This window comes from Bacillus sp. TH25 (assembly GCF_016650935.1).
Lineage (GTDB): Bacteria > Bacillota > Bacilli > Bacillales > Bacillaceae_G > Bacillus_A > Bacillus_A mycoides.
On sequence record NZ_JAEKEU010000037.1, the window covers coordinates 504,087 to 525,656 of the forward strand.

A 21,570-nucleotide genomic window follows, 5' to 3' on the forward strand; every position below is an offset into this window, starting at 1 on the left:
GCTACTTTTTATTTACGCTTCTTTTTAATAAATGAAAAAGCTAAAGCTGTAATTAAAATACTGCCTTTAATGATATCTTGTGCATAATAAGGAACGTTCATCATTGTGAGGCCATTTAATATGATCCCGATTAATACGGAACCAAGAAATGTTCCGATGACATTTGGTTTCTTGGCACCGAACATTGCGTAACCGATATAGGCAGCTGCAACTGCATCCATTAACAATGGGGCGCCAGCTGAAACTTGTCCTGTTCCAACGCGGCTACATAAAATAATACCACCAATAGAGGCAAGTAAACCGCTAATCATATAAGCATATACACGGTAACGATCAGTGGGGATACCGGCTAGTCTAGCAGCTTCTCGATTCCCACCTGTCATATAAAAGAAACGACCGTACGTTGTTTTTTCTAAAAATAAATATGCAATCAAAACGACGCTAAGCATGATAATGACAGGGACTGGGATTCCTAAAACAGAGCCCTGACCGATAAATAAAAAGGATGGAATAAAATGTCCTGTGGCACCAGGCATTCCTTCATAAATAGAAGATCCTTTTGAGAATGTTAAGTGTAGTCCATTCACGATATACATGATACTTAATGTAGCTAGTAAATCTGGTAGCTTAATTCGGATAACGAGTAGTGCATTTAATAATCCAACTAATAGTCCACAAAGAATAGGAATAAGGAGTGTGACTATTAGTTCTTGTCGATATAAAACGAGACAAGAAGCCGCCGTAATTGTGGCTAAACTAGCGGTAGAGCCGACTGATAAATCAAATCCATCTACAATTAATGTAAAGGTAACGCCAATTGCGAGTAACGTTACAATAGAAATAGAACGTAAAATATCACTAATATTGTTGTAGGTTAAAAAAGAATCGTTGGCGATAGAGAAAAAAATTGTAACACCTATAATGATAGCAATCGTGCTAAATTGATAAAAAAGATGGGTAGGTAAATATAACTTCTTAGTTTTATGAATGAGATTCAATGGAAAAGCTCCCTTCAGATAAATGTAAAAGCTGTTCAGGAGATAGGTCATTCGGCAAGTACTCACCTACAAATTCGCCGTTTGCTAGTATGAGAATACGATCGGCGATATGTAGCGCTTCATCTTGTTCTCCTGTGAAATAAATTACGGAATTTCCGCCATCTGTAATGTTGCGAATGGATTGAAAAATGTCTTGTTTCGCAGCGACGTCTACACCTTTAGTTGGCTCGTCCAAAAGAAATAGATTAGGTTTGAATCCATTCCACTTTGCAATCGAGACTTTTTGTTGATTTCCACCGCTAAGTGAATGAATAAAGGCTTTTGGATCATTTGGTGAGATGCCGAAAGTAGTAATTGCCGCAGTAGCATAATTTAATTCGGTTTGTTTTCGTCTCCAACCTGATTGGTGTAAATTTGTGTGACTTATAATGTCTTCCGAAAGAAATACGCCTTGTTTTCTTCTTTCTTCTGGTACAAGTGCAATTTTCGCTTTAATCGCATCTCGCGGTGTTTTAATCGCTATATTTTGACCGTCGATTTCTGCTTGATAAGTATGACGGGCACCAAATAAAGTTTCAGCAAGTGTTGTTTTTCCGCTTCCAATTAATCCGTATATCACAACAGTTTCTCCTTTTCGTACTGTAAGAGAAAGCGGAGGATGGTCTTTATGTAATTGAAGTTCTTGTACTTTCAATATTTCTTCGCTCCCGAGTTTTGGTGTTGTATTAATAGGAAGTGTAAGTTGTTTTCCAGTCATTGCTTCAACAATTTGTTGATCCGTAATCGTTGTAATGGTTTTAGAAAGTGCAACTTTACCTTTATATAAAACAGTTACTTCATCCGCAAATTTTCGAATCTCTGATAAACGATGAGAAATCAGGATGATGCCAATTCCTTTTGATGTTAAATCTTTTAATAGTTTCCCAAAGGTTTCGACTTCTTTTGGTCCAAGAGAAGAAGTTGGCTCATCTAGTAAAAGATAATTTGTATTGTTAGATAGAGCTCTTGCGATGAGAAGTAATTGTTTTTCATGTAATGAGCAGTTTGAAACATCTTCAAGAATATTTAAGTCGGCCTGTACAGCTTGCAAGTATTGTTTAGCGAGTGCCACTAATTTTGATTTTGAAAATAGTGCTTTATTTTGCATTGCTAAATGATCGATTAGTACATTTTCTAATACAGATAATCCAGGAATAAGTCCGTGATCCACTTCTTGTGTTACGAAAGAAATACCATGCTTTTTTGCATCGCGTGGTGAAGTAAAGGAAATAGACTGATTATCAATTTTTATATTCCCAGCAACTGGTTGAATTTCACCAGTTGCTATTTTTAGTAAAGTACTTTTTCCTGCACCATTCATTCCTAGTAAAGCGTGAACTTTTCCTTTTTGTATGTTAATAGAAACATTTTCTAGTACAGGGGTAGAGATGTGATAAGAATGTGTAATGTTTTGAAGAGAGAATGTCATCATTTTTTCTCCTTCTCTAATTTTTTCATCCAAGGTGAATATGCATCTTTCGAGTCTCCCCAACCGTTTATATGTTTTGATAATTGATCCATCGTTATATTTTCTTGTGGCAAACTATTTTTCTTTACTAAATAAGGTTCTAATGAATAAATATCTGGCGTTTGTTCACCAGCGATTTTCTTGTATAAGAAACGCACTTGAACTTTACCGACTTCAGCTGGATCGGTTGCAGCCGTAGCAGTCCAAGGTGAATTTTCTTTTTGCATGAGTTGTAAATCTTCATTACTTAAGTCAATGCTGTATACTTTTATATCTGTACGACCAGCTTGTTCGAGTGCTTTGACGGCCCCCTTAGCAAACTCATCCCACGAAGCGAAAATAGCTTGTAAATCACCTTTTTTCGGATATTTTTTTAGTAAAGCCTCTACTTGTGCTTGCGTATCAAGTGGTGTGTTATTACTAGCGGTACCAAAGCGTGCAACTTCTTTTATATTTGGATAACGTTTATAAAAAGCATCAATGATAACATTGCGACGTTCCATTGGAGCAAATCCGCCAACCCATACGACGGCGATATTCCCTTGTCCATTCAGATCTTCCGCTAACGTTTTTAATGATTTCCATGCAAGACTATAGTCATCTTGATCAATAATCGTTACACCTGGTAAGCGTAGGTCGTTATCAAATGCAACTACAGGAATATTCGCTTGTAATGCTTTTTCTACTCCGGGTTTTAGTGCTTCAGAGCGACCGTGATCAATTAAAATACCATCAACTTTTGAATTAATAGCAGTATCTAGATTTGCTGCCATTTTTGCTAAATCATTATCAGAATTGTAGACTTGCACACTGCCGCCGAATAGCTCGATTTGTTTTTTGACACCCTCAATATATTGAGAGGAAAAAGTTCCGATGGACATTTGCATAATTAATGCGATTTTTAATGGCTTTTTTACTTGGCTTGGAATTTCTGTTTGTAAATGATTTGCTGCTGTAGTAGTTTCTTTCTTCAACGTTTGTTGCTTTTGTGAAGAGATAGCATCTTGTTCATTTGTGCAAGCTGTTAATGCGAGTAAGAGAATAATGAGTACGGTGGAACATAATTTTTTCATAAAAAAATCCCTCCTAAATTAAGAAAAGAGAGGAGGGAGTGAAAATAAAAACGTCTTTTCATATAGAAAAGACGTCTTATCATATTACTCTTATCTTTCAACACAATGTGTTGTAAGAATTAGCACCGTGCCCATAAATGGGTCGGTTGCCGGGCTTCGTAGGGCTCATCCCTCCACCTGCTCTTGATAAGACATCGAATATTTAACTATTTCGAATTATTCCATAAGTGTATGCTGTTGTCAAATATTTTTTTGTAAATAAAAAATCCCTCTTTATGAGGGATTTTAATGTGGTAAGAAAACTAATTGATAAGCGAACAAGATCCCGAATAAATACACAAGTGGGTGAACAGCACGGAATTGTCCTTTTGCCACTTTCATAAGTGGGTATGAAATAAATCCAAGTGCAATACCTGTTGAGATACTTGATGTAAGTGGCATGCTTAAGATTACTAAAAATGCTGGGAATGCTTCATCGAATGTATCCCAATCGATGTGGCGAACTGAGCCCATCATAAGACTACCAACGATAATTAGTGATGGTGCTGTAATAGCTGAAACGCCAGAAACAGCGCTCACTAACGGTCCGAAGAATGCTGCTAATGCAAATAGAACAGCTACTGTAACAGTTGTTAAACCAGTACGACCACCAGCTGCAACACCAGCAGATGATTCAATGTAAGCTGTTGATGGTGTTGTTCCGAACATAGCTCCAATTGTTGCTGAGAATGAGTCAGATAGAAGAGCTCGTCCTGCTTTTGGAAGCTTTCCATCTTTCATAAATCCACCTTGTTGTGCAACGCCAAGTAGTGTACCTGTTGTATCGAATAGTGTAACAAGGAAGAATGAGAACACAACACCGTATAATCCGTAGTTAATTACATCAGAAACAGCAGTAATTGGGTTTGAAACGATAATTCCTTCTGGTAATCCAGGCATTGATGTAACGCCGCTTGAGAATGTTAATTGACCTGTGAAGTAAGCGATAATCCCAGTTAATAACATTCCGATAAATAGTGCCCCGTTTATATTTAAAGACATAAGGATAATTGTAATTCCAAGGCCAGCTAATGCTAGTAGAACTGGAGCAGAGTGAAGATCGCCAAGCCCAACTAAGTTTGCATCATTTTTTGTAACAATTCCCGTTAAGCGCAAACCGATAAAAGCAATAAAAAGACCGATACCAGCAGTAAGTGCATGTTTTAAGTTCTCAGGAATTACTTCCATTAATTTCGTACGGAAAGATGTGAATGATAACAAAATTAAAATCATACCTGCTACGAATACAGCAGAGAATGCAATTGCGAAAGTCATGCCTTCATGGGCTTTTACAACAGAATAAGAGAAGTAAGCATTTAATCCCATACCTGGTGCAATTGCGATTGGTAAATTAGTAAAAATCGCCATAAATAATGTTCCGACAACAGCAGCGATAATTGTAGCTGTAAATGCTTGTTCAAACGGAACACCTGCATCCCCAAGGATGACAGGGTTTACGACAATGATATATGCCATTGTTAAAAAGGTAATAATACCTGCCATAATTTCAGTTTTAATAGAAGTTTTATGTTTTGAAAGGTTAAACATATAAACATCCTTTCTTTTTACGAATAATTTTCACAACAGTTATATATAATATTCGTTTTTTAACTATTTTGCAATAGTTTTGCATAAAAACTTTAGAACAACTCATATTTTATGTCGTAAATTCGAATATTAATCGTAAAACTGTGTGTGAATTGCGGTTCTTTAATGTGTAAGTAGTTTTTTTTATTGTGCGCATTATAAGGGGAAAGGAGTTGAAGGAAGTTATGCCGCAGCAAAAAAACTTTTTAACAATGCCAGCACAACATCAAAATAAACAACCTGGTATTGAATCGTTAATGAATCCTCTTCCAAAGTTTGAAGATCCAAATTATAAAGGAAGTGAAAAGTTAAAAGGAAAGAATGTATTAATTACAGGAGGAGATAGCGGGATTGGAAGAGCTGTTTCTATCGCTTTTGCAAAAGAGGGAGCAAATATTGCGATTGCTTATTTAGATGAGGATGAAGATGCAACTGAGACGAAACAACTTGTGGAAAAAGAAGGCGTGAATTGTGTATTACTGCCGGGGGATTTAAGTAGTGAACAACATTGTAAGGAGATTGTGGAAGAGACCGCCCGGCAGCTAGGGGGGCTAAATGTTCTTGTGAATAACGTCGCACAGCAATATCCGCAGCAAGGACTAGAGTATATTACAGCGGAACAGCTAGAAAAAACGTTCCGTATTAATATTTTTTCTTATTTTCATGTTGCAAAAGCATCGCTACCCCATTTAAAGCAAGGGGATGTAATTATAAACACAGCATCTATCGTTGCGTATGAAGGAAATGAAACGTTGATCGATTATTCTGCAACGAAAGGAGCAATTGTCGCTTTTACAAGATCGCTATCTCAGTCGTTAGTACAAAAAGGAATTCGTGTAAATGGTGTTGCACCAGGCCCAATTTGGACTCCGCTTATTCCATCTAGTTTTGATGAGAAAAAAGTATCACAGTTTGGGAGCAATGTTCCTATGCAAAGACCTGGTCAGCCGTATGAATTAGCACCTGCATATGTATATTTAGCGTCTAGTGATTCGGCATATGTGACAGGGCAGATGATACATGTAAATGGTGGAGTAATTGTGAATGGATAGTTTTCATTTATAAGAGCAAAGTAAAGCTAATTGTATTTATCCCGCATTAACGGGCAGTAAAATTCCACCACAAAATTCAGGTGGAGCACAGAAGTTAGGTGGGAGATAAATGCCCGTAAATGCCCGATTGGTGAAGGCTAATACTCAGTAGGGGATGGACAAACCCTCCCACCGAGTAAAGTTTCACTTTATTATGATGTTAGTGCTAGGAGGATTTAGATGAAGAAAGTATGGTTTATCGTAATCCTATTTTTCTGCCTGCCAGCTAGCGTTTTTGCTAATACAGATCATTTAATATTAGTTAACCTTACGACAAATCAGCTTTCTTTTTTTGAAGATGGAAACTATACTAGAACATTTCCGATAACGACAGGAAGAGACAGGACCCCGACACCTGAAGGGAATTTTTGTATTATAACTAAATATAAAAATAAAGAATACCATCGTAAAAAAATAGCTGGAGGTGCACCGAATAATCCTCTCGGTACGAGATGGCTAGGTCTGGATAAAAAGGAATATGCCATTCACGGGACAAATCGTGAAGGAACGATTGGAAGTCGGGAATCAAATGGTTGTATTCGCATGCACGATCGGGACATACAATGGTTATACGACCGGGTACAATTACAGACGAAAGTAATTATTTCTCGCTTTCATACGAGTCCCGAATATGAAGCATATAAGCTTGGTTATCGTGTTGTGAGCTGGAATGGTCGTAAAGTAGAAGAAGAACAAATTGGAATGCTTACGTTAGTAGATCGTGTAAATATATATTGGCAAGAACCAAATGGACAATTGACGAAAGTAAAAACGGTATTGCCAAATGAACGATACACAGTGTATTCCAAACGAAAAGATGGAACTTATTATATAGGAAACAATTTGTATGTTGTAGATGAAACGGGAGAAAAAATTCATTATGAGCAATTACCTTATTCGATTTTAAGTAATCTATATAAAAGAAAATATAATGTCCCGTAATAGCTACCGTAAATAGACGGTAGCTTATTTGTGATGAAGTTTAGGTGTTTTTATTGATTTCATACCAATCGCGTGCCTGTAAATAGTGAGATGAAAAAATTGAAACAGCAACTATTATGTTTTGCTGAATATAATACAGTACAGACTGGGGGGCGGTCACATTATGAAAAGTGAATTTGCATTTAAAATTTTCTTAATCACGACTTGTTTATTTATCGTGTATTTATATGCGTTACTCGTCTTCTCCTTTTATGTTCCATATATTGATTTAATATTGTTCGTTGGATTTATTTGGGCATTTGTTAAAGCGAGGGAAGGGGAGAAGAGTGTATATCGACGCATTACTTTATGCGGGACGGTCCTTCTCGTTATTTTGTACTTTTTTATGATGCATGATGTTTGGAGAGGAATGTAAAAAAGCATACGACTAATCGTATGCTTTTACGTTTAATATTTCGGTTTAAATGTATGACAACACGTTTCTACACTCGTTGTTACAGAACTTTCAAGCGTCTCGTTTGTTAAAGTAGCGCTTGTATACGAACTATTTTCAATTTGACCTGCTTCTTGTGCATCAGGTTGAACAACAATTGCACTTGCTTGACAAAAGTTACCTTGTCCCCAAAATGAGCAATTGGAAACCGAGCATTTCACTTCTGGCATAAAACCCCCTCCTTATACATTAGTGTGGGAGTTTACACGCATTTCATGTATAGAAGGAGTTTCCTTTTCTTATTATTTTTTCGTTTGCTCAAGCCACTCTTTTAATTTGTCTTCCGGTTGTTCGCCGCTAATACGGCTCACTTCTTTACCGTCTTTAAAATGAATGATTGTTGGAGTTCCTTTAATTTTATATTTATCCCAAGGAGCATCTAATTTTTCAATATCCATAACTTTCATATCAACATTCAAGTCTTTAGCCATTGGTACTACGATAGGAGATAATTTTTGGCAATGAACGCAAGATGTTTGATAAAAGTATACTGTTTCTTCTTTTTTCTCTTTTAAATTCTTTTGGAGATCTGAAAGAGAGATTTTATTTGTATAGTAGTCAGGGCCATTTGTCTTACTATCAGTAGCATTATCAATTTTTTGGCTTGTTGAAGCATTTTTTTCTTCCATTTGTGTTACAGCGAAAATTGCTGCAAACAAGGCGATAATAATACCGCCAAATATAAGCATTTTTTTCATTCTTTCATCTCCTTATTTGTTTTTAATTACGATGAAGCTACAAACAGCGATTGTGATAAAGCCGATAAGTGCTAAAAACGGGATTGTCACAAAGCCGAACCAGTTTATGTATTCTCCCGTACAAGGTACGCGTCCGCAAGCTGCTCCTGCAGCTGATAGTGCTGAAACTTTTTGAATTGCATAATGATATAAAGAAATACAAGCACCAATACTTGCAATTGGTAAGGAATAACTTGCAATACGATAATCTTTTTTTACTACAGCAATGCCGAGCCATAAAACGAATGGATACATAAAGATACGTTGATACCAGCAAAGGACACAAGGCTCAAATTTCATAATTTCGGAAAAGTATAGGCTACCTAGCGTAGCAATAAAAGAAGCTCCCCATGCAGTAAATAAAGCATACTCTTGCTTTTTTTCTCGTCCCATATTTTATACCTCACTTATAATAGTTACATACTAAATTATAGTATGAAGTAGCACAGAAAAGAAAGAGAAAATATGTTTATCAATAAAAGTTTTGTAAAAGAAAACTTTTATTGATATAAAAAATGTTCAAAAAAGCGCCATTCTCTAAGAGAGAATAGCGCTATATTTTACATTTGAATTTGCTCTACTACTTCTTCTACATGTGACTTCTGGGATGCATGGTCAATATATTGAAATAGGAGCTGCAATTGTTTGTCAACTTCTGGCAATTCTTTACTGTATTGATAAGCGTGTAAAAAATGTTCAATACGCTTAGAAAATAGTTGATCATTCGTTTGAACCATTAAAACGAGTAGTTTATCCCAATTACAGCAATACGTGTAATAGAGAGCTTTGTCATAGTCGTTATATGTTTGCACTGTGTACCCTCCTTACCGAGGAGTTATATATAGTGTGTGACAAGCGAGGATAAATACACTTGAAAGAATTTGTTAAGAAAAAAAGTGAATGAAAAGAAAAAAACGAGGAGTCTCCTCGTTTTTTAAGCTTTTGGCATTGGCGTAGGTGTTGGTTTGCCATATCCTTCTTTGTATTTATTATCAATATAATTACGAATTTCAAGAGTTGATTTTCCTTTTTGTTTCATCGAAGCAGATTCGACCGCGATTTCTAAGCAATTGACGCAAGTTGTTGCATGGGAATCCCAAACAACTTCACCATTCTTTTTGATTTCACGAATAAAGCAATTTTTATTATTTTTATGTCCTACACTTTCACCACAACCGCAGTAACAAGGAATCCAATCCAATAGTTCAGCATTTTGTCCAGCGACAGTATAGATGTCTTTCATTTGTGGATCAAGTTTGTCTAGGAAGGCCGGAAGTGTGTCGACTCCTTTTGTCTTTTCTTGAATGTCAGCTTGCTGAGTATGCGTGGCATGATCATGCTCTTCTTTTGATTCAGAAGATTTTTTTTCATTTGTACCAGTACTCCCGCATCCAGTAAGAATTAAGCTCAGTACTACAAGTAAAGAAAATACATACTTTTTCATTCGCTTGTCCCCTTTACAAATGTATTAATAAAATTGTATCAAATATCATGGGGTGTTGGGAGAAGATTTTTTCGACTTATTTTTGAAGTGCCATCGTAGTGAATGGAATAGAAATAAGATTGGGATATAAGCGTATACAATATATAACCCAGCTTGAGACAGTACCGTATTTAATGTATTGATACTTTCACGGTTTGTGAAAAACAAGGATGAAAAAAATATAGCTGCGATAAAAAATGGCAGTGTAATGTTAAATGGTATGCGAAAAGATTTCTTACTAATGCAACAAGAAGACCAAATCGTTAAACAAAGGTTAGGTAAAATAATAAGATACCATAAGAAAATAATAATGTACTCAAACCTTTGGATAAAAGGAACCTTAATTATTTTTAGCATCGTTAATGTTGGCCAAATTGTATGATGTAATTGTCCTTGGCTATAGTACATAAGGGATACGATCGCTAATATTACGTATAGAATGGTTGTAAAAGCAATACCGCTATGTGCCCATTTATTTAAGGATTTTCCTTTTTTAATAAATGGATAAAAGATAAGGATTGCTTCAAAGCCAAGAAATTCTAATGCAGATGCTTTCGCTGAATATAGAATGTCTGCAGGTGAATGGGTGAAAATAGGTAAAATATTACGGACATGTGCGTATTTCATAGGGAAAACTAAGAAGAATAGTACGAAAATCGGTATTATGACGCCCCAAAAACACATTCCTGTTACAGAGCGGAAGCCGCCTTTTATTACGTAATACGTCACGAGTAAAAATAATAATGTTAATTTCCATGGCTTAATTGTAGGAAAAACCCAAACTTGAATGACTTCAATATATGTACGAAGCACAGTAAGGCAAAATAAGAGAAGATATGCGGCAAAGCACATAGAGAAAAAGGTTCCAATCCATTTTCCGAAACATGTCGTATGAATGGTCATCAAATCATTGTCTTTATCTAACATTTTTAACATACAAAACAGTACGATATGAGTTAAGACACCCGCAACAATAAGGGAAATCCAAGAATCATAACCAGCATATTGTGCAATAACTCGTTGGTATCCTAACACGCCTACTCCAATTTGAAGAGAGTGTAATAGAAGGAATGTGAAATAAGGGGAAACAGTATGTGTTTTATCTTGTTCAACCACTATAGCACCTCACTATTCTCCAATACCAGATTGCACGACATTGATTTGCACATGAACAGCAACGTCTACATTAGGGTACATTTCTTGAATTTGTTTTATAGTCCATTTTCTTGAATGACTACGAATTTCTTCTTGTATACCTATCGGATCGATTTCTTTTTCTTGGAATTGTTTTATTAATTCGTTTAAATGCTTCTCAAGCGTTTTTTCTACATGTTTTTTTACGTAAGTTATATTTTCGTGCTTTGCTAAATCGAGCCAGTCGGGAGCATTTTTTATAAGTCCGTTTAACTTTAAGTGGATGTTAACTTTCGGAATGTCACCGTTTTGGGAAAGAGAACAAAAACTTTTCCCGGATAAGTTTTGAGTAGCGATCAATCCTTTATGCTTACCTTGACGTATCGGAACTTCGTAACGACCATTTTTAGTTGGATTAATGAGTAGTTTTAATAAAAAAGATCCTTTTTTATCTGTGTACATAACCACTTTATCCTTTTTTAAAAAAGCAATTCCTTTAATGGAAGCAGACTTGTCTTCATCAACTTTAATATAAGGAAGAAATGGATCGCATCCAGATGAATAAAAGTTATATAAAAAAATATTTAAAGCTGTCCGAGGGATTGTCTCGGTTTCTATATTTTGCTCCAGTAAATCAGATAGATATAGCGATCCATTCGTTTTGACATGTTTAAGTAATTCTTCTGTTGAACCATCTACAAGCGCTAGTTGCACATCTCGGCCAATATTAGGATCACGTTGTAAGTTGTTAATAACATCCCCAATTCCACGTTCACCAAATGATTTTCCAAATAGGACAACACGCATTTGACCTACAGCGATCGTATGTGGTGATTTGGCGTTTAGAAGTGAAGAAATTGTTTCAATTGTATCTGCGGTAGTTGACTGAGTTTCTGGTTTTGATTGAACGCCTTTTGTGTAATCGGGATATAAGATTGTCCCGCGAAATTTTTTATCTTTCGTTATATCAAATCCACCTATATGAATCATTCGCTGTGTGTCTACTATATTCGGTTGTGTACAGCCGGATTGGAAAATTAAAATGATAATGGAAAAGCATAATAAAGTATTTTTCATTTCTCTTCACCATCATGTTTTTCTTTCGCTTTGTTTGGATCATAGCGCCATTTCTTTTTTGGTCTTAGAAAAGAGGCACGTCCTGCAGTTTGACTAAATGGCAAGCGAAAGAGACCTTCTGCCGTTCCTAAACCGCGAAATGGATATAGAGGTAATAAATAAGGTGATCCAAGTGATTTTAAGCGAATTAAATGAGCTAATATGAGTACGAATCCTACAATGAGACCTAAGCCCCCAAATGCACCAGCTAAAAGAATAAGTGGAAATCGTAGTATCCGGATAGTAGAAGACATTTTTACAGTTGGTGTTGTAAAAGAAGCGAGTGCTGATAAAGCAACTGCAATTAATAAAATGGTACTCGTTAAAGCAGCCTGAACAGATGCTTGGCCAATTACAATCCCGCCAACGATGCCGATTGTTTGTCCAACTTTTGTAGGTAATCGTGCTCCAGCTTCACGGAGCAATTCGATTGTGATTTCTAAAAAAAGTGCTTCTAAAATGGGCGGAAAGGGTACATTAGCTCTTGAAAAAATAATCGGACCTAGTAAATCCGCAGGAATCATTTGATAGTGATACGTTAATACAGCTGTATAAATAGCTGATGAAAATAGCGAGAATGCTGCTCCGAAAAAGCGAACCATTCGAAGAAATGAGCCTGCTATCCATGGTAAATAATAATCTTCTGGAGAGACGAAGAAATCGAGTAATGTCGCTGGTCCAGCTAATGCATATGGTGAACCGTCTGTTAAAATGACGACTCCTCCATTCAATAATGCATAAACGGAGCGATCTAAACGCTCTGTAGGGAGTAAAACAGGGAAGGGAGAGTTGCTGTTATCACTAATAAACTGTTCAATCATAGTTGCATCGAAAGGAACATCAAAGTCAATGTCTTGTAGGCGCTGCATCGCAGTATTAACGTGCTGCTCATTCGTAATATCTTCGATGTAAGCAACTACGACTTTTGTTTTTGATATAGAACCAACTATAACTTCTTTGAAAACTAATTGTTCTGTGACAATATTTCGCCGAAGTAAGTGTATATTTGTATCGATATTCTCAACAAATCCGACTTTTGGACCGATGACACTATATTCATTTTCAGTATCGTTATATAGCCGTGTACCTAAAACGGAACTTTCAGCACGAATAAGTGCATATTCTGCGATTTGAGAATCATTTTTTAGTTGTATAAGTACATACCCACTTAATAATTTTTCACGAATGTCATCAATAGTAGGGCCAGTGATAATCTCCTCAAGTGTGACGATATTTGCTATATCACTTATATTTTCAATGTGATCTAATTCTCTTTTTATAGGTGTTAAAATGAATCGATTAATGAGGAGTGATTCAGCCGTAGATTTATAGTAAAACAAACATAATGTCCCATCTTCTACGATGTTATAAGAAACGAAATCACTCGATTCTTTCATAGTATGGATAAACTCTGGAATGGAACAGATTGTTTTTTTATTCTTTTTAGACGAAGAACGAAACATTTTCTCACCCCTTACTACATCATTTTCTTATGTTAGTTTTTGGGAAAGACGGGAATTTATACTTGAAAATTGAAAGTTCATAAAGAAAAGGAAGAGTATTGAATATCTCTTCCTTTTTGGCGTGTTAATTTGTTTTCTTTTCTTTAATGGACTTCACTAATTTAATCATCTCTGCTCGTATATCTTCTCTTTTAACATTTAATTTTTCCGCAATTTGTTTAATATCCATCCCATCTTTTTTCATTTTTAGTACATCGTCAAGAGGGGTATTACTTTTTTGAGAGATGATTGTTAACACGGTAAATTGGCGTAAGCCAATGTTATATTCTTTCATTTTTTGTTTCAGTCCATCTGGTGTGGACTTTTGCATATTTGCTAATTTTTGCAGTAGTGCTTTTTTCGTTTCTTTATTCATATGATGCTTTTTCAATTTACTTGGGTCTACACCGAAATGCTCGGCTGTTTTCTCCCAAGATTTATTTTGCTTATAGTAAGCTAAAACGTCCTTAATTTCTTTTTTACTTATTCTTGCAATGTGGGCAGCTTTCCAAATTTCATGTTTATTATAGCCGAGTTTTTCGAGCGACTGCATTTCTTCTTCTGAAATAGGCTTATGATGGTGCATTGTTACTTCTTTTGGCGTGGCAGCGGAAGTAGGAAAGACAGATATCCCGCACAATAATGCTGCCATAGTCATACTTACTGCGATTTTCTTATACATGTAAACTCCTCCTAGATGGGTAATGTGGAAAACTTACACATATCATTTCCATAAAATGTGAAAAACTTGTGAACAAGTTAAGTTTTTTTATTCACAGTATAAAAAGAAGTTTTTCAGGGTTTTCCAACATAAAACATTGATTAATAGTGAAAAACTAGGTTATAATCGAAATTGAAAATCAATATCAATGACGGATTTATACATATAGATAAAAATAAGGGAGAGAAAAATATGACTACATATACTTCCATCGCAAACGTTATTAAAGAAAGACGTTCTGTTCGTACATTTACAGATAAAGCAGTAGAAAAAGAGCTATTAATTGAACTATTAAACGACGCAACATGGGCACCGAATCATAAACACCGTGAACCATGGAATTGTAAATTATACATTGGAGAAGGCCGTCAGAAATTAGTAGACGCAGTACTAAACTCTTTCACAGAAGAAGAAAGAGCGAAACGCGGCAAGATTTTATCTGATCGTTTCTTAAGCACACCTGCACAAATCGTTGTTTACATTAATGAAGATCCGCGTCAAATTCAACGTGACGAAGATTACGCTGCAACATGTGCATTTATGCAAAACTTCCAATTACTTGCTTGGGAACGCGGCTTAGGGTGCGTTTGGAAATCAGGTGGATTAAACTACAATCCACTATTTATAGAAGGAATCGGTTTAACAAGAGGTCAACGCATCATTGGAATTCTTCATATCGGCTATTTCGATAAAGCACCAGAAGGAAAAGCTCGTACACCGATTACGGAGAAGATGGAGATTATTGAGGGTTAATTTGGAAGGCATTCTCGTTTTTTACGAGGGTGTCTTTTTATTATGTAATCAATCCTCATGAAAGCTTGTTCCCCATCATACACTTTCTTAAGGGAAAGTGTAAGGAGGGAAAATAATGAGAACAAGTGACGATAAAGCACTACAATATGCGATTGCTGAAATTACTGAAATTGCGACTGGATTTGGTCTTGATTTTTATCCGATGCGCTATGAAGTATGTCCAGCGGAAATTATTTATACATTTGGTGCATATGGGATGCCGACGAGGTTTTCGCATTGGAGTTTTGGAAAGCAATTTTTTAGAATGAAATTACAATACGATTTGGGACTTAGTAAAATTTATGAACTCGTTATTAACTCTGATCCATGTTACGCCTTTTTATTAGATACGAATTCTTTAATTCAAAATAAACTAATCGTGGCGCACGTTTTAGCGCACTGTGACTTCTTCAAAAATAATATTCGTTTTTCTAATACGAAACGTGATATGGTGGAGAGCATGTCAGCAACAGCTGAACGTGTGAAAGCATATGAGCATAAGTACGGAAAAGCAGAGGTAGAAACGTTCTTGGATGCAGTACTTGCCATTCAAGAACATATAGATCCATCACTTATGCGCCCGAAACTTGCATGGAGTATTGAAGATTTAGAAGAGGATGTAGAAAAGAAAAAGATATCACAGTACGATGATTTATGGAATTTAGATGATCGAAACAAAAAGAGAGAACGACCTAATATGCATAAAAAGAAGAAAATCCCTCCGCAACCAGAAAAAGATTTACTCCTCTTTATTGAAGAATATAGCCGTGAGCTAGAAGAGTGGCAGCGCGACATATTAACGATGATGCGTGAAGAAATGTTATACTTCTGGCCACAGCTTGAAACGAAGATCATGAATGAAGGCTGGGCTTCGTACTGGCATCAACGTATACTTCGTGAAATGGACTTAACATCTGGTGAAGCAATTGAATTTGCGAAGCTTAATGCAGGTGTCGTACAGCCATCAAAAACAAGTATTAATCCATACTACCTCGGTATTAAAATGTTCGAAGATATTGAAGAACGCTACAACAACCCAACAGAAGAAATGAAGCGACGCGGTGTGAAGCCTGGTTCTGGTCGTGAGAAAATGTTCGAAGTACGAGAAATTGAATGGGACGTATCGTTCCTAAGAAACTACTTAAATAAAGAACTCGTAATGAGAGAAGATATGTACTTATTCCAGCGCCAAGGAAAAGAATATAAAGTAATAGATAAAGAGTGGGAACATGTACGTGATCAACTCGTAAATATGCGTACAAATGGAGGTTTCCCGTACTTAGTAGTAGAAGATGGAGACTACTTAAAGAACGGAGAATTGTACATTAAACATAGTTACGAAGGAATTGAGCTCGATTTAAAATACTTAGAAAAGGTATTACCGTACCTTCATCAGTTATGGGGAAGAACGGTGCATATGGAGTCCATTGTGGAGAGTAAGGGCGTTGTGTTTTCTTATGATGGGAAGATGGTGCATCGGAAGTATGTGTGATAAAAAGAACGGACATAGAATTTCTTGTCCGTTCTTTTTATTTGGAAAATGGTAAATATGCTATCTTTAAGTAAGTGGGATATATAGAAGGAGATCGATTCAAATGAGCAAAATAGGGGTATGCAAGGTGGATATTACGCCGCCTTTAGGTATTGATTTTATCGGATATCATAGAGATAAGGGAATCAATGATTTTAATAAAACTGTAGAAAACGAATCCACTTTGAAAAAGACTAATCAAAATGGATTCGTTTTTTATATGGAGTTTTTATTTACCAAACAGGTCGTATACTTGATGAAAACCTACCTGTATTTTCTTTAGTAACGAATGTTGTTAAATCCTCTTTAAGCATTTGCATTCGATCTGCACCTATGTGTTCAATCCATCGCTGCTCTATTTCAGCTACTATTTCTTTTTTTGCTTTCATTACTGCTAAACCACGTTCGGTTAAAACAATGATTTTACCTCTTTTATCAGTAGGATGCGTTTGGCGCGCGACATAACCACTGTTCTCAAGAGAATCTACCATTTTACTTATGGCTTGTTTTGAAACCCCTAAATATTCAGCTAGTTCTATACCGGTTGCTCCATTAGGAAGGATACGTTTGAACATAAAACCGTGTGCGGGCCTAATATCTTCAAATCCCAATTCACTTAATTTGTCGTGTAGTTCAGTAATTAATGTACTGAAGGATAGTGATAAAAGTGAAGTAAGATCTAATTCGTTAAATGTTTGATGATCCATGTAAATAACCTCCTTGCCTATAGTCAATTAAATTGACTATAAGTAAAATTCATTGTACTATATAGAATATAGTCAATCAAATTGACTACATGTTAGTGATAGAACAAATAATGATTTATATAAATAGAATTAATGGAGGTTTCACATGGTTAATATCGTTAAAATTAGAGCTAACGTATTTATTCCAATGTCGTGGACAGAACCACAGAAGGATGTACAAACGGGAAAAGTAATCCAATTCGAAGGTGATTCACGTGAATTTACACCACATGCGGTAAATACTATGCGCTCTAGAGTTGAGCAAGAGGTAGTAGTAGATTTTTATAAAGAAGAAGTGTTTTCATATGCAAACACGGGTATTACGACAGAGAAGATTACAAATCCAGATGGTTCTGTGAATAAAAGAACAGGAAAAGCGAGTACTGAAAATATTGTGTGTACTCATATTGCATGGAATTCTGATGGTGTCCAATTCAAAATGAGTGCCAGTGCAAGTAATCCATTAAATATATATGCACCTCCTGTGGATTATTTATTAACTGTATGTGTTAAAAAGGATGGTAGTATCGATATTCAAGGAGAGCATGATGGATTCCCTTGTTATGAATTTTATAAACAAGTAGATTTTGGTTCATTTGAGCAAATTTATACACATGATTTTAGAGAAACTGGTGATACAGCTGGAGCTTTAGGTGGAGAGATGGAGTATAGTTTTACAAAGAGATTATAGGAAGTAGGATAATAAAACGGTTGATTCTTTCGTTCGTAAATGAAATGAATTTTTTGTAGTAGATATATTGTATTAGTCATAGTATCCGCCGAGTATTAGCCATCACCAATTGGGCATTTACGGGAAGTTGATCTCCCACCTAACTCCTTTTCTTTACAGCTGAATCCTTGGAAGAACTAAGCTTTTTTAACTCAAAGTAAAGAATGTAAATAATTTTATCGTTTTGTTAAGTCAATGTAATTAATAATGATAATCATTATTAATTACATTGACTTCTAAGAAAAGAAAAATTAGAATTTATAAAGGGGATCCTCAATTGTTCGCTATCATTTATATAGGAGGTAAGTTAAAGTGTATAGCTTTATTTCTATAAGATGTAGATTGGCTCTTTACAGTTTTGGTGTTCTCTTTATCTTTTTTTATATGGTATTTTGGGTGAATCAGAAGGTATATGCAGAAGATGTACCTTGGACATCAGTTTCGAATGAGGGAGAAAGAGTACTTTTTCAAGAACAATCTTTGTATAGTAATGATCTAAGAGGAGAAGATCTTGTTTCGCCTTCGTTTGAAGGCGTTAACCCTAGAATTTTAACATATAGGATTGATACTTATGAGGGGCAAAGTGGATCACCTGTATACCATTATTTTGATACGGGTGTCAGAATAATAGCCATTCATACAAGAGGAAATAAAAATATGAATTCTGGAAATCGGATAACAGACGATGTTTTTAATAATATTAAAAAATGGTCTGAATAAATATAGTAAGTATATTGGGATTTTGTTTTGTATATTGGTCATAATCTTGATGTCTAGTTGTATAGCAAATAATGAGGAGCATGCTAGTAAGGTTGGTAATCCTATAACTTTCTATGTTCAGAATAAAGAGAAACAACCGATAAAAGATTTTGAAATTATGCTTATAAAGATGAATCCCCTGGGCCTAGCAAAGAAATCGTAATTTCGATAGGGAAGACTAATCAAGAAGGAAAATTTATTTGGAAGACTCCCAGAAAAGGGAAGTATATAATTTTACTGCCGAATAATGAGAAAAAAGCGATTGTGATTAATGATAGAAATATAGCTGAATTAATAACGATTAACGTAAATTAATGAATAAGGATAGGCCGAAACCCGCCATATGGTTGATTCGGTCTATTTTTATCTGGTTAGAAAGTATAAATTATAGGCTTAAAATTAAAAACTTTACAATATACCCTCAAGGGTATATGATATTATACAAAGTTACAAAGTAATGTATAATATAGTTATAATTACGGAGGTGGTCTACAGTGGAATATAATCAAGATATGAAAAATAGATTGAAACGTATTGAAGGTCAAGTTCGTGGTGTGCTTCGCATGATGGAAGAGGGAAAAGATTGCCGAGATGTTATTACACAGTTAACTGCATCCCGTTCTGCGCTAGATCGTACAATTGGACTCGTTGTGGGAACAAATTTAGAGCAATGTTTACGTGAACAGTTTGAAAGTGGAAATGGTTCAAATGAAGAATTAATTAAAGAAGCTGTTCAATTACTTGTAAAAAGCCGATAATCTGTCAAACATATGTGTTGACAGATTTTCAAAAACATTTTATTATACCCCTACAGGTATATGTATAGTGATTAGGGAGGAAATGACGATGAGTATAAAAGTGGATACGAGTTTAGATTGTAAAGGATTGGCTTGTCCGATGCCGATTGTGAAGACGAAGAAGGCGATGGAAAGATTGGCATCAGGGCAAGTGATTGAAATCGAGGCAACAGATAAAGGATCTACGTTAGATATTCAAAGTTGGGCGAGTAAAGTAGGGCATCAATATATCGGGACGAAACAAGAGGGAGATATATTAAAGCATTATGTAAGAAAAGCCCATGAGCATGAAGTGAATGAAGTTGTGAAATATCCTTATACGATTACGAATGGGGAATTGCAAAATATATTATTAAGTGGTGAGGATTGCACTGTATTAGATGTTCGTGAAGAAGCGGAATTCGTCTTTGGTCATATTCCATCCGCAATTTCGGTGCCGTTAGGTGAATTAGATAGTGCTTTGTTAGACAGTGCGAAACCAATTTATGTTGTTTGCCGAACGGGTAATCGTAGTGATATAGCGTGTCAAATGTTGAAAGAAAAAGGTTTTTCAAACGTGAAAAATGTCATTCCAGGTATGTTAGAGTGGCAAGGGAATGTGGAGAAATAAAATTTTTTAAATAAAAATATACCTAAGGGGGTAATTAAATGAACATTAAGATGTTACAAGCAAAAGATGTTGCAGAGAAAGTTTTATTCGGAGATTTGTTTATTTTAGATGTTCGTAATGAGACGGATTATGAAGATTGGAAAATTGAAGGGAAACAAGTTTCTTCTATAAATAAACCTTATTTTGACTTGTTAGATGGTGTAGATCATATTGTAGATGAATTACCGAGAGAAAAAGAGATTTTAGTCGTATGTGCGAAAGAAGGTTCTTCGCAGTTTGTTGCGGAGCAATTGTTGAATGCTGGTTTCAACGATGTTTCCTATTTAGCTGGTGGGATGAAAGCTTGGAGTGAATATGTAAAGCCGCTCAAAGTAGGAGATGTACAGGGCGGGGGGAGTATATATCAATTTAACCGTCTTGGAAAAGGCTGTTTATCTTACATGGTCGTTTCAAACGGTGAAGCAGCAGTTATTGATGCAGTAAGAACGGTTGAAGCATACGAGGAATTTGCGAAAGAGCATGGAGTTACTATTACGAATGTAATGGATACACATTTACATGCAGACCATATTTCTGGTGGTCGTAAGTTAGCTGAAAAAGTAGGTGGTACGTATTGGTTACCTCCAAAAGATGCGGAGGAAGTCGTTTTCTCATACGAACCACTTGTAGAAGGATCTGTTATTACGGTGGGGGGTACCAAAATTGGAATTGACGCGTTATACTCACCAGGGCATACGATTGGGAGTACGTCATTTATTGTAGATGATTCCTATTTATTATCAGGTGATATTTTATTTGTAGATTCAATTGGCCGTCCAGATCTTGCTGGGAAGGCTGAAGATTGGGTGAGTGATTTACGAAATACGTTATATAAACTTTATAAGGAACTGTCTCAAGATTTAATTGTTTTACCAGCTCATTATTCAAAAATAAGTGAAATGGACGACAGAGGCATTGTGAGTGCGCATTTACAAGATTTATTTAAGGAGAATGTAGGGTTAAATATTGTTGATGAGGGAGAGTTTCGTAAAACTGTGACAGAGAACTTACCGCCTCAGCCGAATGCTTATGAAGAAATTCGTCAAACGAATATGGGTAAGATTTATCCGAGTGTGGAAGAAGAGCGTGAAATGGAGATTGGCCCAAATCGTTGTGCAGTTCATGATTCATTATAAAATAACA

General features: G+C 35.7%; 24 protein-coding genes, 2 pseudogenes and 1 riboswitch. Of the genes and pseudogenes, 12 read left to right on the forward strand and 14 right to left on the reverse strand.

Going from position 1 to position 21,570, the window contains the following annotated elements; all coding sequences use genetic code 11:
- Nucleotides 1–8: 8 nt before the first annotated feature.
- The 4 genes from JFT89_RS21600 to JFT89_RS21615 all read right to left on the reverse strand — a co-directional run bounded on the left by JFT89_RS21600 (nt 9) and on the right by JFT89_RS21615 (nt 5,165).
- The gene (locus tag JFT89_RS21600; protein WP_002134498.1) at nt 9–998 is read right to left on the reverse strand and encodes an ABC transporter permease; all 990 of its coding nucleotides are present in this window, start codon (nt 996–998) and stop codon (nt 9–11) included.
- Nucleotides 982–2,469: a sugar ABC transporter ATP-binding protein gene (locus JFT89_RS21605; protein ID WP_016094747.1), complete on the reverse strand. Its 1,488-nt coding sequence runs from the start codon at nt 2,467–2,469 to the stop codon at nt 982–984. Before JFT89_RS21605 ends, JFT89_RS21600 begins: the two co-directional genes overlap by 17 nt.
- Nucleotides 2,466–3,578: a sugar ABC transporter substrate-binding protein gene (locus tag JFT89_RS21610; protein WP_016094746.1), complete on the reverse strand. Its 1,113-nt coding sequence runs from the start codon at nt 3,576–3,578 to the stop codon at nt 2,466–2,468. The genes JFT89_RS21605 and JFT89_RS21610 overlap by 4 nt, the downstream gene beginning before the upstream one ends.
- 87 nt (nt 3,579–3,665) lie before the next feature.
- A riboswitch (SAM riboswitch) is annotated at nt 3,666–3,771 on the reverse strand.
- Between the two features lie 92 nt (nt 3,772–3,863).
- A complete protein-coding gene (locus tag JFT89_RS21615) occupies nt 3,864–5,165 on the reverse strand; it encodes an NCS2 family permease (protein ID WP_002029878.1) in 1,302 nt (433 codons plus the stop codon).
- Between the two features lie 224 nt (nt 5,166–5,389).
- Here JFT89_RS21615 and JFT89_RS21620 point away from each other — a divergent pair, with 224 nt between their 5' ends.
- From JFT89_RS21620 to JFT89_RS21630, 3 genes are all read left to right on the forward strand, one after another.
- Entirely contained in the window at nt 5,390–6,256 is an 867-nt protein-coding gene (locus tag JFT89_RS21620) for an SDR family oxidoreductase (protein ID WP_201040647.1), read from the forward strand.
- A 219-nt stretch (nt 6,257–6,475) separates the two neighbouring features.
- Nucleotides 6,476–7,237, forward strand: coding sequence for a L,D-transpeptidase (locus JFT89_RS21625; RefSeq protein ID WP_002063866.1), 762 nt, complete (start codon nt 6,476–6,478; stop codon nt 7,235–7,237).
- 163 nt (nt 7,238–7,400) lie between these two features.
- Nucleotides 7,401–7,652 (forward strand): hypothetical protein, encoded by a 252-nt coding sequence (locus JFT89_RS21630; RefSeq protein ID WP_002029881.1) that lies wholly within the window; start codon nt 7,401–7,403, stop codon nt 7,650–7,652.
- 32 nt (nt 7,653–7,684) lie between these two features.
- On the opposite strand, the gene JFT89_RS21635 is transcribed toward JFT89_RS21630, so the two are convergent.
- The 9 genes from JFT89_RS21635 to JFT89_RS21675 form a co-directional block, all read right to left on the reverse strand.
- Nucleotides 7,685–7,900 carry a DUF1540 domain-containing protein gene (locus JFT89_RS21635; RefSeq protein WP_002010693.1) on the reverse strand — a complete coding sequence of 72 codons (216 nt, stop codon included), beginning with the start codon at nt 7,898–7,900 and terminating at the stop codon, nt 7,685–7,687.
- A 72-nt stretch (nt 7,901–7,972) separates the two neighbouring features.
- A complete protein-coding gene (locus JFT89_RS21640; protein WP_201040564.1) occupies nt 7,973–8,428 on the reverse strand; it encodes a thioredoxin family protein in 456 nt (151 codons plus the stop codon).
- Nucleotides 8,429–8,440: 12 nt separating this feature from the next.
- The gene (locus tag JFT89_RS21645) at nt 8,441–8,860 is read right to left on the reverse strand and encodes a disulfide formation protein C (RefSeq protein WP_002063868.1); all 420 of its coding nucleotides are present in this window, start codon (nt 8,858–8,860) and stop codon (nt 8,441–8,443) included.
- 167 nt (nt 8,861–9,027) lie between these two features.
- Entirely contained in the window at nt 9,028–9,279 is a 252-nt protein-coding gene (locus JFT89_RS21650; protein WP_002150460.1) for a YhdB family protein, read from the reverse strand.
- 122 nt (nt 9,280–9,401) lie between these two features.
- Nucleotides 9,402–9,911: a PCYCGC motif-containing (lipo)protein gene (locus tag JFT89_RS21655; protein WP_002063869.1), complete on the reverse strand. Its 510-nt coding sequence runs from the start codon at nt 9,909–9,911 to the stop codon at nt 9,402–9,404.
- 45 nt (nt 9,912–9,956) lie between these two features.
- Nucleotides 9,957–11,066 carry a GerAB/ArcD/ProY family transporter gene (locus JFT89_RS21660; protein WP_002063870.1) on the reverse strand — a complete coding sequence of 370 codons (1,110 nt, stop codon included), beginning with the start codon at nt 11,064–11,066 and terminating at the stop codon, nt 9,957–9,959.
- Between the two features lie 12 nt (nt 11,067–11,078).
- Nucleotides 11,079–12,161 carry a spore germination protein GerYC gene (gene gerYC, locus JFT89_RS21665; RefSeq protein WP_002140451.1) on the reverse strand — a complete coding sequence of 361 codons (1,083 nt, stop codon included), beginning with the start codon at nt 12,159–12,161 and terminating at the stop codon, nt 11,079–11,081.
- Nucleotides 12,158–13,663, reverse strand: a complete 1,506-nt coding sequence (locus JFT89_RS21670) for a spore germination protein (protein WP_016094744.1) — start codon at nt 13,661–13,663, stop codon at nt 12,158–12,160. Before JFT89_RS21670 ends, gerYC begins: the two co-directional genes overlap by 4 nt.
- Nucleotides 13,664–13,787: 124 nt before the next feature.
- Entirely contained in the window at nt 13,788–14,384 is a 597-nt protein-coding gene (locus JFT89_RS21675; protein WP_002063875.1) for a hypothetical protein, read from the reverse strand.
- 231 nt (nt 14,385–14,615) lie between these two features.
- On the opposite strand from JFT89_RS21675, the gene JFT89_RS21680 reads away from it, so the two are divergent.
- The 3 genes and pseudogenes from JFT89_RS21680 to JFT89_RS21690 all read left to right on the forward strand — a co-directional run.
- A complete protein-coding gene (locus JFT89_RS21680) occupies nt 14,616–15,176 on the forward strand; it encodes a nitroreductase family protein (RefSeq protein WP_002087479.1) in 561 nt (186 codons plus the stop codon).
- Between the two features lie 115 nt (nt 15,177–15,291).
- Entirely contained in the window at nt 15,292–16,707 is a 1,416-nt protein-coding gene (gene spoVR, locus JFT89_RS21685; protein WP_002063877.1) for a stage V sporulation protein SpoVR, read from the forward strand.
- Between the two features lie 103 nt (nt 16,708–16,810).
- Nucleotides 16,811–16,915, forward strand: a pseudogene (locus JFT89_RS21690) (neutral/alkaline non-lysosomal ceramidase N-terminal domain-containing protein); the annotation flags it as partial.
- A 64-nt stretch (nt 16,916–16,979) separates the two neighbouring features.
- On the opposite strand, the gene JFT89_RS21695 reads toward JFT89_RS21690, so the two are convergent.
- Nucleotides 16,980–17,453, reverse strand: a complete 474-nt coding sequence (locus JFT89_RS21695) for a MarR family winged helix-turn-helix transcriptional regulator (RefSeq protein ID WP_002063878.1) — start codon at nt 17,451–17,453, stop codon at nt 16,980–16,982.
- A 145-nt stretch (nt 17,454–17,598) separates the two neighbouring features.
- Here JFT89_RS21695 and JFT89_RS21700 point away from each other — a divergent pair, with 145 nt between their 5' ends.
- The 6 genes and pseudogenes from JFT89_RS21700 to JFT89_RS21725 all read left to right on the forward strand — a co-directional run bounded on the left by JFT89_RS21700 (nt 17,599) and on the right by JFT89_RS21725 (nt 21,563).
- Nucleotides 17,599–18,183 carry a DUF3238 domain-containing protein gene (locus tag JFT89_RS21700; protein WP_033706430.1) on the forward strand — a complete coding sequence of 195 codons (585 nt, stop codon included), beginning with the start codon at nt 17,599–17,601 and terminating at the stop codon, nt 18,181–18,183.
- A gap of 351 nt (nt 18,184–18,534) precedes the next feature.
- Entirely contained in the window at nt 18,535–18,942 is a 408-nt protein-coding gene (locus JFT89_RS21705) for a trypsin-like serine peptidase (protein WP_033706431.1), read from the forward strand.
- A pseudogene (locus JFT89_RS21710) lies at nt 18,908–19,296 on the forward strand (DUF2606 family protein). The gene JFT89_RS21705 and the pseudogene JFT89_RS21710 overlap by 35 nt, the downstream one beginning before the upstream one ends.
- Before the next feature lie 179 nt (nt 19,297–19,475).
- Nucleotides 19,476–19,739: a metal-sensitive transcriptional regulator gene (locus tag JFT89_RS21715; RefSeq protein ID WP_002063885.1), complete on the forward strand. Its 264-nt coding sequence runs from the start codon at nt 19,476–19,478 to the stop codon at nt 19,737–19,739.
- Nucleotides 19,740–19,827: 88 nt separating this feature from the next.
- Nucleotides 19,828–20,388: a sulfurtransferase TusA family protein gene (locus tag JFT89_RS21720; protein ID WP_033706433.1), complete on the forward strand. Its 561-nt coding sequence runs from the start codon at nt 19,828–19,830 to the stop codon at nt 20,386–20,388.
- Nucleotides 20,389–20,426: 38 nt separating this feature from the next.
- Complete coding sequence (locus tag JFT89_RS21725) at nt 20,427–21,563, forward strand: MBL fold metallo-hydrolase (protein ID WP_033706434.1); 1,137 nt, start codon at nt 20,427–20,429, stop codon at nt 21,561–21,563.
- The last annotated feature ends 7 nt before the right edge of the window (nt 21,564–21,570 follow it).